Here is a 14,465-nt window from a genome sequence, read left to right on the forward strand (position 1 = left end):
CCCCTGCGGAGGCGAAGGGGGCGCCCGTCACCTCGACCAGCCGCGGGAGTCGGTGCACTGGGTCGGGTCGTCGTAGCGCTGCCGGATCTCGTCGGCGCGGGAGCGGGCGAGGTTCCATCCGGCGAGGGTGTCCTCGTCGCCCGCGCCGTACACCTGGTGCATCGACAGCGCGCACTGCTTGATGTGCGCGGGCAGGGCGCTCGACTCGATGGTGGGCACGGCGTCGGCGGGCAGGCTGCTGAGGTACCAGGTGTCGATCTTGCCCGTGGCCTGCCACCGCTCGATGTTGCGGTCGGCGACCCAGGCATTCGTGTTGCCGACGGTGCCGACGATGGTGAGCACGGCGGCCGCGACGAGGCCCGTGCGGCCGAGCCAGCGCCGCGTCGGGGTGAAGAGGGAGACGAGCACCGCGAGGACGACGAGCCCGAGCCAGATCTCGAAGAGGTCGGCGTTGATCCGCAGCGTCGTGTAACCGTAGGCGTCCTGGTAGAGCGCCATGCGGCGCAGCGCGGAGGCGACGACGAGCAGGGTGAGGACGCACAGGGTCGCGTTCATGGCGGTCATGACCCGACGGTCGCGCTGGGTGCTCGCGCGGCCGAGCGCTCGAACCCCGGCGACGAGCAGCAGGGCGAGCGCGGTGGCGACGGTGAGCTGGCCGAAGCCCTGCCGGGCCGACTCGGCATAGGTCACGCCCGCGGTGCGCACGACGTAGTCGTGCCCGCCGACGACCGCCGCGGCCTGGGCGATGACGAAGGCGACGAAGATGGCGATGACGACGCCGAGCGGGACCTGCCACTCGCGCTCCGGGATGCGCGGCGACAGGCGTGCCCCGTCGACGGTCGGCGGGTTGATCGCGAGGTAGAGACCGGCGAGCGTGACGCCGGCGAAGAAGACGAGCACGAAGACCCGGAAGATCGCCATGTCGCTGATGTCGGGCACGAGGGCCGACGCCCACGAGCCGAGGACGGCGTCGGCGGAGGCGAGCAGCCCGCCGAAGACGAGCAGCAGGGCGAGGCTCACGACGGCCGTGCGCAAGATGGACCAGGCGCTGCCCCGGCGGGCGAGGACGCGGATCGTCCTGTCGAGCAGGGGGAGCCCGCGCAGCGCGGAGAGCGGCCAGGCGATGACCGACGCGGCGATCCCGCCGACCGTGCGCGCATCGGTGCACGCGGTCGCGGCGAGCACCCCGGCGACGGCGACGGCGAAGAAGCTCATCACCGGGTCGTCGCGCAGGATCGTCGTCAGGCCGAGGGGAAGGGCCAGCGCTGCGGTGACCCACGACCACGGCTTCGCCCGGCGGGGCGAGGCGAGCCACAAGGCGGCACCACCGGCGGTGAGCACGACGAGCAGCCCGAGCCCGATCGCATTGCCCGGCAGCAGGATCGCGGCGAGCAGGCCGACGGCGAGGGCGGCGAGCAGCAGCCGCGGCTGCCCCTGCGTGACCCGCTCGGGCCACCACCGCGACAACGAGAGCCCCGTTCCCTGCCCTTCGAGACGGCGCTGGCGCGCCTCCTCAGGACCCGGTGCGAGGCCGTTCGCGGCCGAGCCTCGAAGGGAGGGCGCGGATCCTGCAGTCATCGTGGGCTCCTGAGTGGTGGTCGTGGTGAGCGGTGCCGGCGAAGGGAAGGCCGGCGGGGTGAGCGGGAGGTGGAGCTCGAGCCGGGCCCCCGCGTCGGCGCCCAGGGCGCGGATCGTGCCGCCGTGCATCGAGGCGACCCACGCGGCGATGGCCAGGCCGAGGCCGGTGCCACCCCCTTCGTCCTCTCCGGGACCGAAGCGGTGGAAGAGCCGCTCCGCCCGCTCCGGGGTCAGGCCGGGTCCGTCGTCGGCGACGGTGAGGGTCCACGCGTCGCCGGCGGCGCGGGCGGTGAGGGTGACGGTGCCGCCGCTCGGGCTGTGCCGCACCGCGTTGTCGAGGAGGTTGGCGGTGACCTGGGCGAGGCGGGCACGGTCGCCGGTGACGACGAGGTCGCCGGGCTCGACGTCGGCGACGAGCGCGACGTCCCGGCCCTGGAGTGTGGTCTCGCCGATGGCGTCGTCGAGCAGGTCACCGACGCGGATCCGGCTGGGGGAGAGGGGGATTCCCCTGCCGTCGGGCCGGGAGAGGTCGAGCAGGTCGGTGACGAGCGAGCCGAGGCGCTCTGACTGGGCGAGGGCGGCGCGCAGGGTCGCCTCGTCGGGGGTGGTGACGCCGTCGGCGAGATTTTCGAGCAGGGCCTGCTGGGCCGACAAGGGCGTGCGCAGCTCGTGGGCGACGGTGGCGACGAGACGTCGCCGGTGCTCCTCGCCCTGCTCCAGCTCGGCGGCCATGCTCGCGAAGGCACGCGCCAGCTCGCCGATCTCGTCCTGGCTCGACGTCGTGATCCGGGCGCCGTAGTCCCCCTTCGCCATCCGCCGTGCGGCATCGGTCATCTGGGTGAGCGGGGTCGTCATGCCGGTCGCCAGCCAGCGGGTGACGACGAGGGCGAGGCCGATCGTCGCGGGCAGGCCGATCCACAGGGGGACCCCGGCATCGGTGCCGACCGTGCCGACGACGGCCGCGACGACGACGCTCACGCCGACGAGGACGGCGAGCCGGGTGCGGATCGAGGTGAGCTCGAGCAGGGGAGCGGAGCGGTTCATCGGTCGCTCCCGTCGTCGAGGGCGTAGCCGACGCCGTGGACCGTACGGATCCGGTGGCTGCCGACCTTGGCCCGCAGCGACTTGACGTGGCTGTCGAGGCTGCCGCGGCCCAGGCCGTCGTCCCAGCCCCACAGGTCGGCGACGATCCGCTCGCGGCGAAGCACCGCGCCGAGCTCGCGGGCGAGCAGGGCGAGCAGGTCGAACTCCGTCGGCGTGAGGTGGACGGCGTGGCCGTCGACGGTGCACCGCCGGGTGCGCTCGTCGAGGGTGAGCCCGGCGTGGTGGGTGATCGTCTCGTCGGGGCGCCCGAGCTCGGCGGCGCGCTCGACGCGGCGCAGCAGGGCCCGGACCCGGGCGACGACCTCGCGCATGCGAAATGGCTTGGTGAGGTAGTCGTCGGCGCCGACCCCGAGCCCGACGATGATGTCGCTCTCGTCGTCGCGGGCGGTGAGCATGAGCACCGGCACGGGGCGGTCGGCCTGGATCCGGCGGCACACCTCGAGTCCGTCGAACCCGGGCAGCATGAGGTCGAGCACGACGACCGCGGGGTCGTGCTCGGCGTGGGCGGCGACCGCCCCCGGGCCGTCGTGCGCCCGCACCACCTCGAAACCCTCCGCCGTGAAGCGGTCGGCCAGGGTCTGGTTGATCGTCGGGTCGTCCTCGACGACGAGCACGCACGGTGCGGGAGCGGTCATGGGATCAGGCTAGGCAGCCGCACCGGTGGATCCCCGGGACGAGATCTGGAGATCCTCTGCAGATCCGCCCGCCCCCGGACCCGCATTTCCCTAGGGAAATGACGGCAGGGGTGGTGATTTCCCTAGGGAGATGCGGTGGAGGGTGCGCATTTCCCTAGGGAGATGACGGCAGGGGTGGTGATTTCCCTAGGGAGATGCGGTGGACGAAGGGGGAATCAGCCCACCGGCAGGCGGGAGACGAACTGCCGCAGCTGCTCGATGTTGCGCACCTCGTGCATGTCGACGACCTCGGCGTAGCGACTGGCCACGGAGTCGCCCGTGTCCCACATGCGCTCCGCCTCCGGGTTGAGCCAGGCGGCGTAGCGGGCCTGGGAGACGAGGATGCGCAGGCGGTCGATGCGCGGGTCGGTGCCGTTGGTCCGCGCGTCACCGAGGATCAGCACCGTCGAGCGCGGCCCGATGGCGTCGAGGTGGTGCTCGACGGCGTCCTCGAAGGCCGCGCCGTAGTCGCTCGACCCGTGCCAGCGGGTCATCTGTGCCTCGCGAGCCACCCGCTCGCTGATGTCCTCGCCGACCTGCGCCTCGCGGACCAGCTCGGTGATGTCGTCGCACGTGTTGACGAAGCCGATGAACCGCACCCGGCGGAAGACTCCGGCGAGTGACTGCAGGAGCAGCATCGTGAAGCGCGAGAAGCCCGCCACCGACCCGGACATGTCGCACAGCAGGACGATGTCGGCCCGGCTGCGGGTGCGGCGCTTGTAGGCCGGGCGCACCGGCACCCCACCGGTCGACATCGCCGCGCGCAGCGTGCGCCGGATGTCGATGGTGCCCCGCGACTGCCGCCGCTGGCGGGCGGCGAGCTTGGCCGCGAGCTTGCGCGACAGGGGCGCGATGACCGCGTGCAGCTCGGCCGCCTCGGTCTTGCCGGTGAGCAGGAAGTCCTTGCGCTCCAAGGGGTCTCGCACGCCGTAGCGCGAGATGCGGTCGCGTCCGCGGACCTCGGCGTTGCGCCGCGCCGACTCGGTCTCGACCTTGCGCCGGAAGGCGCCGACGCGGTGGCGGATCTCGTCGCGGTCGTAGCGGTCGCTCAGCTGCTCGGGCCGCCAGGCGCTGCCCGCGCCCCCGCCGCCGCTGCCGGTGGCGCCGCCGCTCCCTTCGCCCGATCCGCCCGAGCCCTCGCCGGACCCGCCGGTGACGTCGCCGGCGTCGCGGGCCCGCTGCAGGGCCGCCGCGATCGCGGTCTGCGGGGCGAGACGCTCGATCGTCTGGTTGGCCGACCACCCACCGGTCGACGACTCGTTGGCCAGCCGGCCCAGCTCGGCCACGGCACGGGCCGCGAGCCGATCGAGCTCACGCTCGTCGCCGCGGGCGAGGGCGTCGACGAGGTCGTCACGCAGACGGGCGGCGCGCTCGCGGGCCCCCTTCGTGTCGGTCGGCGCCGGGTCCTCGGCCTCACCGACGCGACCGCCGACGGCGGCGGGGAAGTGGATGTCGAAGAGCTGGTCGAAGACCGTCCGGTCGGCCGAGCGGCGCATCATCGTCGCGGCGAGTCCGGTGCGCAGGCGCTCGCGGTCGTCGAGGCCGAGCGCCCTTGCGGCAGAGGCGGCGTCGGCCACCTCTGAGGTCCCGACCGTCACGCCGTGCCGGCGCAGCGCCCGGGCGAGGTCGACGAGCCGCTCGCCGAGCGGGTCAGGCGAGGGCACGGTCCAGGTCCAGGGTCTGCACCGCGAGCTCGATGTCCTCGCGGTGCTTGAGGACGACGCCGAGGGTCGAGCGCACGAGCTCCGGCTGCAGCTCGCCGTCGGTGCCCAGGCTGACGAGCGTGCGGGCCCAGTCGATGGTCTCGGCGACCGAGGGCGACTTGCGCAGCCGCATATCGCGCAGCGCGCCGACGAGCCGCACGACGGAGGCAGCGAGCGTCTCGTCGAGGTCGGGCACCGTCAGACGCACGATCCGCAGCTCGAGGTCGGACTCGGGGTAGTCGATGTGCAGGTAGAGGCAGCGGCGGCGCAGGGCCTCGGACAGCTCACGGGTCGCGTTGGAGGTCAGGACGACGAAGGGGGTCTGGCTCGCCCTGATCGTGCCGAGCTCGGGCACGGTCACCTGGAAGTCGGAGAGCACCTCGAGCAGCAGACCCTCGATCTCGACGTCGGCCTTGTCGAGCTCGTCGATGAGCAGGACCGTCGGGTGCTCGTTGCGGATCGCGGTGAGCAGCGGGCGGGAGAGGAGGAACTCGTCGGTGAAGATGTCCTCCTTGACCGAGGTCCAGTCCGCCTCGTCGGCGCCCGCGGAGTCGTGGTGGGCGCCGGCTGCGGTGATGCGCAGCAGCTGCTTGGCGTGGTTCCACTCGTAGAGGGCGCGCGCCTCGTCGACGCCCTCGTAGCACTGCAGGCGCACGAGCTCGCCGTCTGTCGCTGCCGACACGGCGGCGGACAGCGCGGTCTTGCCGACACCGGCAGGCCCCTCGATGAGCAGCGGTTTGCCGAGCTGGTCGGCGAGGTAGACGGTCGTCGCGATCTCGTCGGAGGCAAGGTAGCCGTGCTCGGCCAGGCGCGCCGTGACGTCGTCGACCGAGGTGAAGCGGGGGGTGTGCGTCATGCTCGCAGTCTGCCCGACCGCGTCCGTCGGTAGCGTGTGCCCCCATGAGCCCGAGGGTGATCCACACCGCACAGGCGCTCGTCGACGTCGTCGTCGAGGTGCCCGACCTGCCTCGCCGCGGCGGCAACTCGATGGCCACATCCGTGGCGCGCTACGCCGGGGGAGCGACGACGATCCTGGTCGCCGCCGTGCGCTCCGGCGCCGCGGCCGTCCACGCAGGGGCCCACGGTCGCGGCCCGAACGGCGACCTCGTCCGCGAGACCCTCACTGCCGACGGCGTCACGCTCTCGGCTCCCGTCGTCGAGGACCTCGACACCGGTGTCTGCATCGTCATGGTCGAGCCCTCCGCGGAGCGGACCTTCGTCACGACGCAGGAGGCCGAGCGGCACATCAGCGTCGAGTCGCTCGCGACGAGTGCGCCGGTCGCGGGGGGACCTCGTGTGCGTCAGCGGCTACAGCCTCGTCGGCCGCACCTGCGACCCGCTGGTGACCTGGCTGGAGTCCCTGCCAGACGACGTCCTCGTCGTCCTCGACCCCGGAGCGGTCTTCGCGGAGCTGGAGCCCTCCCTTCGCGCCCGGGTCGTCGCGCTCACCGACGTCTGGACCGGCAATGCCGAGGAGTCCGAGGACTTCGGTGGCGCGAAGGGGATGGCGCCGGCGGCCGAGGCCGTCGCCGCACTGCTGGAGCCCGGTGCCGTCGCCGTCGTCCGCGACGGCGAGCAGGGGTGCGCCGTGCACGCCGACGGCGTGACGAGCGTCGTGCCCGGCTACCCCGAGACCCCCGTCGACACCAACGGCGCGGGCGACACCCACACCGGCGTGCTCCTCGCGGAGCGGGCGAAGGGGGCTACCTGGCCCGACGCCTGCCGCCGCGCCAACGCCGCCGGGGCCATCAAGGTGACCCGCAAGGGGCCGACGTCCGCGCCGACGGCCGCGGAGATCGACGCCTATCTCGCCGCTCGCTCCTGACCTCGACCCTGCCTCAGCGGGCGTCGAGCTCGGTGCGGCAGCGCTGCTCGAAGGTGTCGAGCTCGGCGAGTGCGTCGTCGAGGTCGCGCCGCCGCTGCTCCAGGTCCGCGCGGCGCTCGTCGATCTGGCCGAGCACGTACTCGAGCTGGCTGCGGCGCCCGCGCGGTGCGTCGTAGAGGTTGATGATCTTGGCGATCTCGTCGAGGGGGAAACCGAGCCGCTTGCCGCGCAGCACCAGGCCCAACCGCGTGCGGTCGCGCCGGTGGAAGAGGCGGGTCGTGCCCTGCCGCTCGGGCGAGACGAGGCCGATGTCCTCGTAGTGCCGGACCGTGCGCGTGGTGATGCCGAACTCGTCGGCGACCTCGCGGATCGTCCAGGTCCGCGCGTGCTCGTCGGGAGCATCCGCGCCCGGGGGAGTGGCCCCCTTCGTCCGGCTTGTCATGACCCGAGATGATGCTTTACGTTGACGTCAACGTCAAGCAATGGTGCTGCCGGTGACCCCGGGGTGCCGGGAGAGGTCGGGCATGTTCGAGCTGTCGCAGGACCACGAGGACTTCCGCGCGAGCGTGCGCGACTTCGCCGAGCGCGAGGTGGAGCCGCACGTGGCCCAGTGGGACAAGGACCACCACCTGCCGCTCGAGGTCGTGCACCGCATGGGCGACCTCGGCCTCTTCGGCCTCGTCGTCCCCGAGCGCTGGGGTGGCTCCGCCGAGACCGACGACGGCGTCGTCCAGTCCGACTTCACCGCGCTGTGCGTCGCGATCGAGGAGCTCGGCCGCATCGACCAGTCCATCGGCATCACGCTCTCCGCCGGCGTGGGCCTGGGCATCAACCCGATCCTCACCTACGGCACCGACGAGCAGCGTGACCGCTGGCTCCCCGACCTCGTCGCCGGCCGCGCCCTGGCCGGCTTCGGCCTCACCGAGCCCGACGCCGGCTCCGACGCCGGTGGCACCCGCACCACGGCCACCCGCGACGGCGACGAGTGGGTCATCAACGGTGCCAAGTCCTTCATCACCAACTCCGGCACCGACATCACCTCCCTCGTCACCGTCACCGCGCGCACCGGCACGACCGCCGAGGGGCGTGCCCAGATCTCGGCGATCATCGTCCCGAGCGGCACCCCCGGCTTCACCGTCGAGGAGCCCTACGACAAGCTCGGCTGGCACATCTCCGACACCCACGGGCTGAGCTTCGACGGTTGCCGCGTGCCCGCCGACCACATCGTCGGGGAGGAGGGGCAGGGCTTCCGGCAGTTCCTCAAGACCCTCGACGACGGCCGGATCGCTATCTCCGCGCTCGCCACCGGACTGACCCAGCGGATGCTCGAGCTGGCCACCGACTACGCCCGGACCCGCACCTCCTTCGGCCGGCCGATCGGCGCCAACCAGGGCGTGAGCTTCCAGATCTCCGACCTCGCCGTCATGGCCGAGACCTCGCGCGTGCTCACCTACAAGGCGGCCTGGCTCAAGGACGAGGCCGACCGCGGTCGCCGCTCGGCCAGGGAGGTCGCCCGCGCCGCCTCGATCGCCAAGCTCTACACGTCGGAGGCCGCGGTGAGCGCCACGCGCATCGCGACGCAGGTCTTCGGCGGCAACGGATTCATGGAGGAGTACCCCGTCGCCCGCTTCTACCGCGACGCCAAGATCCTCGAGATCGGCGAGGGCACCTCCGAGGTGCAGCGCATGGTCATCGCCCGCCACCTCGGCCTGCCGGTCTGAGCCGGCCCGGACGGAGGGAGTCACCCCGTGAGCAGCTACCCCACCGACCCCAAGGTCGAGGACGTCCGTCGTCGCATCCGCGCCGCGCACGACGCCTCCGAGCGGCCCACCGACAAGGCCGCGGCCAAGCTCGAGGCCCAGGGCAAGCTCTACGTCCGCGACCGCATCGCGCTGCTCGTCGACGAGGGCTCCTTCGTCGAGGACGGGCGCTATGCCAACGCGCTGGCCGCCGGTCTGCCGGCCGACGGCGTCGTCACCGGCCGCGGCCTCGTCGACGAGCGGCCGGTCATCGTCATCGCCAACGACCCGACCGTCAAGGCGGGCTCGTGGGGTGCCCGCACGGTGGAAAAGATCGTGCGCGCCACCGAGACCGCGCTGCGCGAGGAGCTGCCGGTCTTCTGGCTCGTCGACTCCGCGGGCGCGCGGATCACCGATCAGGTCGAGATGTTCCCCGGCCGTCGCGGGGCCGGCCACATCTTCCACAACCAGGTCGCCCTGTCGGGCAAGGTCCCGCAGATCTGCTGCCTCTTCGGCCCGAGCGCCGCGGGCGGCGCCTACATCCCCTCCTTCACCGACCTCGTCATCATGGTCGAGGGCAATGCGTCGATGTACCTCGGCAGCCCGCGCATGGCCGAGATGGTCGTCGGCGAGCGGGTCTCCCTCGAGGAGATGGGCGGGGCGCGCATGCACTGCACCGTGAGTGGCGTCGGCGACGTGCTCGTCGCCGACGACGCGGAGGCGATCGAGGCCGCTCGCCTGTGGCTGAGCTACCTCCCGCTCAACTGGCGCGGTGACCTCCCTTCGTACGAGCCGGAGGCGCCCGCGGCACCCCTGACGGCCGCGACGATCCCCGAGCGCGAGTCGCAGCCCTTCGACATCCACGACGTCATCGACGGCCTCGTCGACGACGACTCCTTCTTCGAGGTCAAGGAGCTCTTCGCGCCGGAGCTGGTCGTCGGCCTCGGCCGCATGGCCGGCGAGACCGTCGGCATCGTCGCCAACAACTCGATAGCCAAGGGCGGCGTGCTCTTCACCGACAGCGCCGACAAGGCGGCGCGCTTCATCTGGCTGTGCGACGCCTACTCGATCCCGCTGATCTACCTCGCGGACGTCCCCGGCTTCATGATCGGCTCCGAGGTCGAGCGCGGCGGCATCATCCGGCACGGCGCCAAGATGGTCTCGGCCGTGGCGTCGGCCACCGTCCCGCAGTTCTGCGTCATCGTCCGCAAGGCCTACGGTGCCGGCCTCTACGCGATGGGCGGGCCGGGCTTCGCCCCCGACGCGACGATCGCGCTGCCCACCGCCCGCATCGCCGTCATGGGCCCCGAGGCAGCGGTCAACGCGGTGTACGCCAACAAGATCGCGCAGATCGAGGCCGACGAAGGGGAGGCCGCCCGCGACGACTTCATCGCCGCCCGTCGGGCCGAGTACGAGGAGGATGTCGACCTCGAGCGACTGGCCGCCGACCTGGTGCTCGACCAGGTCATCGAGCCCGAGCAGCTGCGCGACGAGCTGCTCGCGCGTCTGCGGCACGCCCGCGGCCGCGACCGGACCTTCTCGGAGCGCCGGCGGGGGATCCCGCCCGTCTGACCCCGCGACGATTCTCGGGTCACCCGAGAAACCTCCCCTTCGCAAGGGTTTCAAACTCTTGCGAAGGGGAGGTTTTCCGGGTCACCCGGAAAGCGCGGGGTGGGCGAGGTGTGCGTGACGGTCGTCCCACCGTGCACACGCTGCACGACCCCGACTTCGTAGTTACCGTTGGGTAACCAACGTTCCCCCTGACGAAGGACGCCCCATGAAGAAGTGCTGGACCTCATCCGTCGCGGCCGTCGCCTGCGCGATCGGCCTCGTCGCCTCGGCCGGCTCCGCCGGAGCCGCCACCAACGACCCGCTCCGCTCCGACCTGTGGGGTCTCGACCAGGTCAGGGCCGAGCAGGCCTGGTCCTCGAGCCGCGGTGAGGGCGTCGTCGTCGCGGTCGTCGACACCGGTGTCGACCTCGGTCACCCCGACCTCGCCGGCCGCCTCGTGCCCGGTGCCGACTTCGTGTGCGGCGAGGTCAAGGGTTCCTGCGGCGACGGTGGTTGGAAGGGCCAGGACGGTGTGGGCCAGGAGTCCGACGTCCACGGCACCCACGTCGCCGGGACCATCGTCGGCAGCGCCGACAACGGCATCGGGGTCGCCGGCGTGGCCCCCGACGCCAAGGTCATGCCGATCAAGGTCCTCGAGGACGGCTCCGGGGCCAACGAGGACATCGCGGAGGGCATCCGCTACGCCGCCGACCACGGTGCCGACGTCATCAACCTCAGCCTCGGCGGCCTGCCCGGCACCCAGATCTTCTCCATCTTCGGTCTCGACACGACGATGAAGGACGCGATCCAGTACGCCCGCGACAAGGGCACGCTCACGGTCGCCGCTGCCGGCAACACCTCGACGCTGCTGTGCAACGACCCCGCCTTCAGCAGCGACTCGATCTGCGTCGGTGCCACGGACCGCAACGAGCTGAAGTCCTACTTCTCCGAGCTGCCGGTCACCTTCCGGGGCAAGGGCGTCGCGGGTCCCGGTGGCTCCGGGCGACTCCTCGGCGGGCCCTGCTCCGACGACATCATCTCCACCGTCCCGCGGGGCACCGGCACCGACGAGTGCGGCGAGGGCAAGGACTACGCCGCCTTCGCCGGCACGTCGATGGCGACGCCGCACGTCGCCGGTGTGGCCGCGATCCTCTTCGGCCAGGGCCGCAGCCTCGACAACGTCGAGCAGGCGATCCTCTCGACCTCGAGGCACCCGCTCTTCGGCACCCGCGGCGGCTTCAGCGCGCTCTACGGTCGCGGCATCGTCGACGCCCGGGCGGCGGTCGCCTACCCGCGCGACTGAGCCGACGCCACCGTCCACCAGTCGACCCCGAGGTCGGCGAGCAGGCGGCGCAGCAGCGGCAGGCACAGCCCGATGACCGTGCTCGGGTGCCCCTCGATCGCGTCGACGAAGGGGGCGGCCAGCCCGTCGAGCGTGAAGCCGCCCGCGACGTGCAGCGGCTCACCGGTCGCGACGTAGCCGTCGATCTCCGCATCCGACGCCCCAGCGAAGTGCACCCGTGCACTCGCCGGGGCGCCGGCGCTCCTGCCGGTGGGCAGGTGGACCACGTGGTGACCGGTGTGCAGCACACCGGTCCGGCCGCGCATCGCCGACCAGCGCTCGCGGGCGACCTCGGCCGTGCCGGGCTTGCCGTGGACCCGCCCGTCGAGCTCGAGGACGGAGTCGCAGGCGATGACGAGGTCGGTCCCGGCGGGTAGGCGAGAGGCGACGGACTCTCCCTTCGCCTCGGCCAGCAGCTGCGCCAGCGTGCCGGGGGAGACGTGGGGGTCGCGTTGGCGGGCCGCCGCCTCGACGGCCGGCTCGTCGACGTGGCTCACGACGACCTGCGGGTCGAGCCCGCACGCACGCAGCAATGCCAGACGAGCGGGTGAGGCGGAGGCGAGGACGACGGAGGTCATGGCCACATCATCGCCCCTTGCCAGTAACTGACCGGTAGGTAACCATGAGACCCACCGCCACACCGACGACGTCGTCCGCCAGGGGGCACCACACCTGTCCGGAGGACCGCACCCTCCCTGACAGACAGGACCTGCATGACCTCCATGACCAAGCGCGCCGTCGCGGCCGCGGCCCTCGCCGTCGCCGTCACCCTTCCGCTGGCCGGGACCGCCTCCGCCGACCACCGGGACGTCCCGGGCACCCTAGGCGCGCGCACCCTCACCAACACGCCGGAGCCGACGCGCCCGGCCTTCTACGAGCCGCCCGCCACCATCCCCTCGACGCCCGGGACGCTCATCCGCAGCGAGCCCGCCCCGCTCCTGCTCGACCCGCTGGGGCTGTCCTCGAGCGTGGTCACCGCCACGCGGGTCATGTACTCCTCGACCGACGGCCAGGGCCGCCCGATCGCGGTGACCGGCACCGTCTTCGTGCCCAAGACCACCTACCGCGGCTCCTCCGCCCGCCCGCTGATCTCCTACGCCCCCGGGACGCAGGGCATGGGCGACTCCTGCGCCCCGTCGCGGCAGATGGAGAGCCTCGTCGAGTACGAGGGCATCGGGATCACCCCCGCGGTCGCCCGCGGGTACGCCGTCTCGATCACCGACTACCAGGGGCTCGGCACCGCCGGCACCCACACCTACATGGTCCGTGAGGCCCAGGGCCGCGCCGTGCTCGACATGGCGCGCGCCACCAAGAACCTCAAGGGCAGCGGCATCACGGCCAGCAACCCGATCGGCCTCATGGGCTACTCGCAGGGTGGCGGCGCGGCCGGTGCGGCCGCGGAGCTGGCCGGCAGCTACGCACCCGAGCTGAACATCAAGGGCTCGGCCATCGGTGCGCCCCCGGCCGACCTGGGCAAGGTCGGCAAGAACATCGACGGCTCGCTCTACTTCGCCTTCGCGACCTTCGCCCTCCTCGGGGTGGCCCAGTCCGAGGGGATCGACCCCAACCCGCACCTCAACGCCGCGGGCAAGGAGTTGGCCTCGCAGGTCGAGAACGACTGCGTCTTCGACCTCTTCAACTACGCCTTCAAGGACTCGGGCACGTACACGACGAGTGGCAAGAAGCTCTCTGCCTTGCTCGACGAGCAGCCCTTCCGGGCTGCCGTGGAGCGTCAGCGCATCGGTCGCCTCAAGCCCAACGCGCCGGTGCAGATCAACCACGCCATCCTGGACGACACGATCCCCTACGCGGTGGGCAAGCAACTCGGTAGCGACTGGTGCGACAAGGGCACCCGCGTGACCTTCAACGCCGGCCTGACCCCGACCCACGTCGGCGGGATGGTGCCGCACGTGGCGAAGTCCATGCTCTTCTTCGAGGACCGCTTCGCCGGGCGCAACCAGGTCAACTCCTGCTGGCGTCTGTGATCCACCGGACCTGATGACGAAGGGGGTGGCACCGGCCGGTGCCACCCCCTTCGTTATCCCCTGCAGAGGTCAGGAGAAGGCGGCACCGGTGATCGCGTCGGTCAGCCCGTCGGCGACCCGACCGCCGTCGAGCGTGAGCACCAGGGTGCCCCCGCCCTTGTTGCGGTAGGTGACCGTCGACGCGGTGCTCGAGACTCGAGCCCAGCGCGGGCCGCCGGTGCCCCAGTCGTCGTACAGGGTGCGCATGACCTCGTCGGTCGAGTAGTCCCAGGCGCTCGGGTCGTCCTTGCCCCAGGCCCGGATCATGGCGTCGGCGTAGTCGGTGACCGACCGGGGCAGCCCGACGGCGTCGGTGGGTGTCTCGGTGGGCGTGCTCGTGGGTGCCGGGCCGAGGTCGGCGCCCACGACCGCGTGCTCCCTGCCGGATGAGGCCGCGGCCTCGTCGACGAGGACCGCGAGCGAGCGACCGGAGGAGTTGGTGTAGCGCACCCGGGTCCGCGCCCCCTCGACGGTGCTGCTGCGCCGCTGCCACGACGTGCCGCCCAGGGCCGAGACGCCGAAGAGGTCGGACACCGTCGCACTGGTGGCGTAGCGACCGGCCTTGTCCCGGTCGCCGGCGCCCCAGGCCCGGACGAAGCCGTCGGCGTAGGCCCTCGTGCCGCGGGGGAGCGACCGGTCGTCGTCGGTGGCGGGGGCCGCGGTCGTGTCGGGCGCACCGCGGGTGGACGTGGGTGCCGGTTGGCCGGGTGAGGGCGAGGCGGGGGGAGTGTCGCTCTGCGTCGAGCCTCCCGACGGGGTGATCGTCGTCGTGCTCGGCGCATTGCTCGTCGAGCTCGAAAAGGTGACGGTGACCGTGTCGGGGCCGGTGTCGGTGGGCTCGGACCCACCCGGTGAGCAGGCTGTGGCAGCCACGCAGACGGCGACGACGAGGGACCCCCTGGTGAGCTTCACCCTCCGATGGTAG

At 72.3% G+C, this 14,465-nt stretch carries 12 protein-coding genes and 1 pseudogene; 6 read left to right on the forward strand and 7 right to left on the reverse strand.

Going from position 1 to position 14,465, the window contains the following annotated elements; genetic code table 11:
* Positions 1-27: 27 nt before the first annotated feature.
* The 4 genes from B277_RS08770 to B277_RS08785 form a co-directional block, all read right to left on the reverse strand.
* Positions 28-2,622 carry a DUF4153 domain-containing protein gene (locus B277_RS08770; RefSeq protein ID WP_007927366.1) on the reverse strand — a complete coding sequence of 865 codons (2,595 nt, stop codon included), beginning with the start codon at positions 2,620-2,622 and terminating at the stop codon, positions 28-30.
* Entirely contained in the window at positions 2,619-3,317 is a 699-nt protein-coding gene (locus tag B277_RS08775; protein WP_040881232.1) for a response regulator transcription factor, read from the reverse strand. Before B277_RS08775 ends, B277_RS08770 begins: the two co-directional genes overlap by 4 nt.
* Positions 3,318-3,532: 215 nt before the next feature.
* The gene (locus tag B277_RS08780; RefSeq protein ID WP_007927370.1) at positions 3,533-5,020 is read right to left on the reverse strand and encodes a VWA domain-containing protein; all 1,488 of its coding nucleotides are present in this window, start codon (positions 5,018-5,020) and stop codon (positions 3,533-3,535) included.
* Positions 5,007-5,915 (reverse strand): AAA family ATPase, encoded by a 909-nt coding sequence (locus B277_RS08785; RefSeq protein WP_007927372.1) that lies wholly within the window; start codon positions 5,913-5,915, stop codon positions 5,007-5,009. Before B277_RS08785 ends, B277_RS08780 begins: the two co-directional genes overlap by 14 nt.
* Before the next feature lie 131 nt (positions 5,916-6,046).
* On the opposite strand from B277_RS08785, the pseudogene B277_RS19895 reads away from it, so the two are divergent.
* Together B277_RS19895 and B277_RS19900 are read left to right on the forward strand one after the other, a co-directional pair.
* Positions 6,047-6,256 (forward strand): annotated as a pseudogene (locus B277_RS19895) (PfkB family carbohydrate kinase); the annotation flags it as partial.
* A gap of 97 nt (positions 6,257-6,353) precedes the next feature.
* Positions 6,354-6,884: a PfkB family carbohydrate kinase gene (locus tag B277_RS19900; RefSeq protein ID WP_338009750.1), complete on the forward strand. Its 531-nt coding sequence runs from the start codon at positions 6,354-6,356 to the stop codon at positions 6,882-6,884.
* Positions 6,885-6,897: 13 nt separating this feature from the next.
* On the opposite strand, the gene B277_RS08795 is transcribed toward B277_RS19900, so the two are convergent.
* A complete protein-coding gene (locus B277_RS08795) occupies positions 6,898-7,326 on the reverse strand; it encodes a MerR family transcriptional regulator (RefSeq protein WP_007927374.1) in 429 nt (142 codons plus the stop codon).
* 82 nt (positions 7,327-7,408) lie between these two features.
* On the opposite strand from B277_RS08795, the gene B277_RS08800 reads away from it, so the two are divergent.
* The 3 genes from B277_RS08800 (at position 7,409) to B277_RS08810 (ending at position 11,477) form a co-directional block, all read left to right on the forward strand.
* Entirely contained in the window at positions 7,409-8,605 is a 1,197-nt protein-coding gene (locus tag B277_RS08800) for an acyl-CoA dehydrogenase family protein (protein ID WP_007927375.1), read from the forward strand.
* A gap of 27 nt (positions 8,606-8,632) precedes the next feature.
* Positions 8,633-10,195, forward strand: a complete 1,563-nt coding sequence (locus tag B277_RS08805) for an acyl-CoA carboxylase subunit beta (RefSeq protein WP_007927376.1) — start codon at positions 8,633-8,635, stop codon at positions 10,193-10,195.
* Positions 10,196-10,400: 205 nt separating this feature from the next.
* Positions 10,401-11,477: a S8 family serine peptidase gene (locus B277_RS08810; RefSeq protein WP_007927377.1), complete on the forward strand. Its 1,077-nt coding sequence runs from the start codon at positions 10,401-10,403 to the stop codon at positions 11,475-11,477.
* Here B277_RS08810 and B277_RS08815 read toward each other — a convergent pair.
* A complete protein-coding gene (locus B277_RS08815; protein ID WP_040881233.1) occupies positions 11,462-12,094 on the reverse strand; it encodes a Maf family protein in 633 nt (210 codons plus the stop codon). The two genes, B277_RS08810 and B277_RS08815, sit on opposite strands and share 16 nt — an antisense overlap.
* A gap of 135 nt (positions 12,095-12,229) precedes the next feature.
* On the opposite strand from B277_RS08815, the gene B277_RS08820 reads away from it, so the two are divergent.
* Positions 12,230-13,501, forward strand: a complete 1,272-nt coding sequence (locus B277_RS08820; protein WP_007927380.1) for a lipase family protein — start codon at positions 12,230-12,232, stop codon at positions 13,499-13,501.
* Positions 13,502-13,570: 69 nt separating this feature from the next.
* On the opposite strand, the gene B277_RS08825 is transcribed toward B277_RS08820, so the two are convergent.
* On the reverse strand, positions 13,571-14,452 hold the full coding sequence (locus tag B277_RS08825; protein WP_007927382.1) for a hypothetical protein: 882 nt from the start codon (positions 14,450-14,452) through the stop codon (positions 13,571-13,573).
* Between the last annotated feature and the right edge of the window lie 13 nt (positions 14,453-14,465).

This window comes from Janibacter hoylei PVAS-1 (assembly GCF_000297495.1).
GTDB classification, from domain to species: domain Bacteria; phylum Actinomycetota; class Actinomycetes; order Actinomycetales; family Dermatophilaceae; genus Janibacter; species Janibacter hoylei.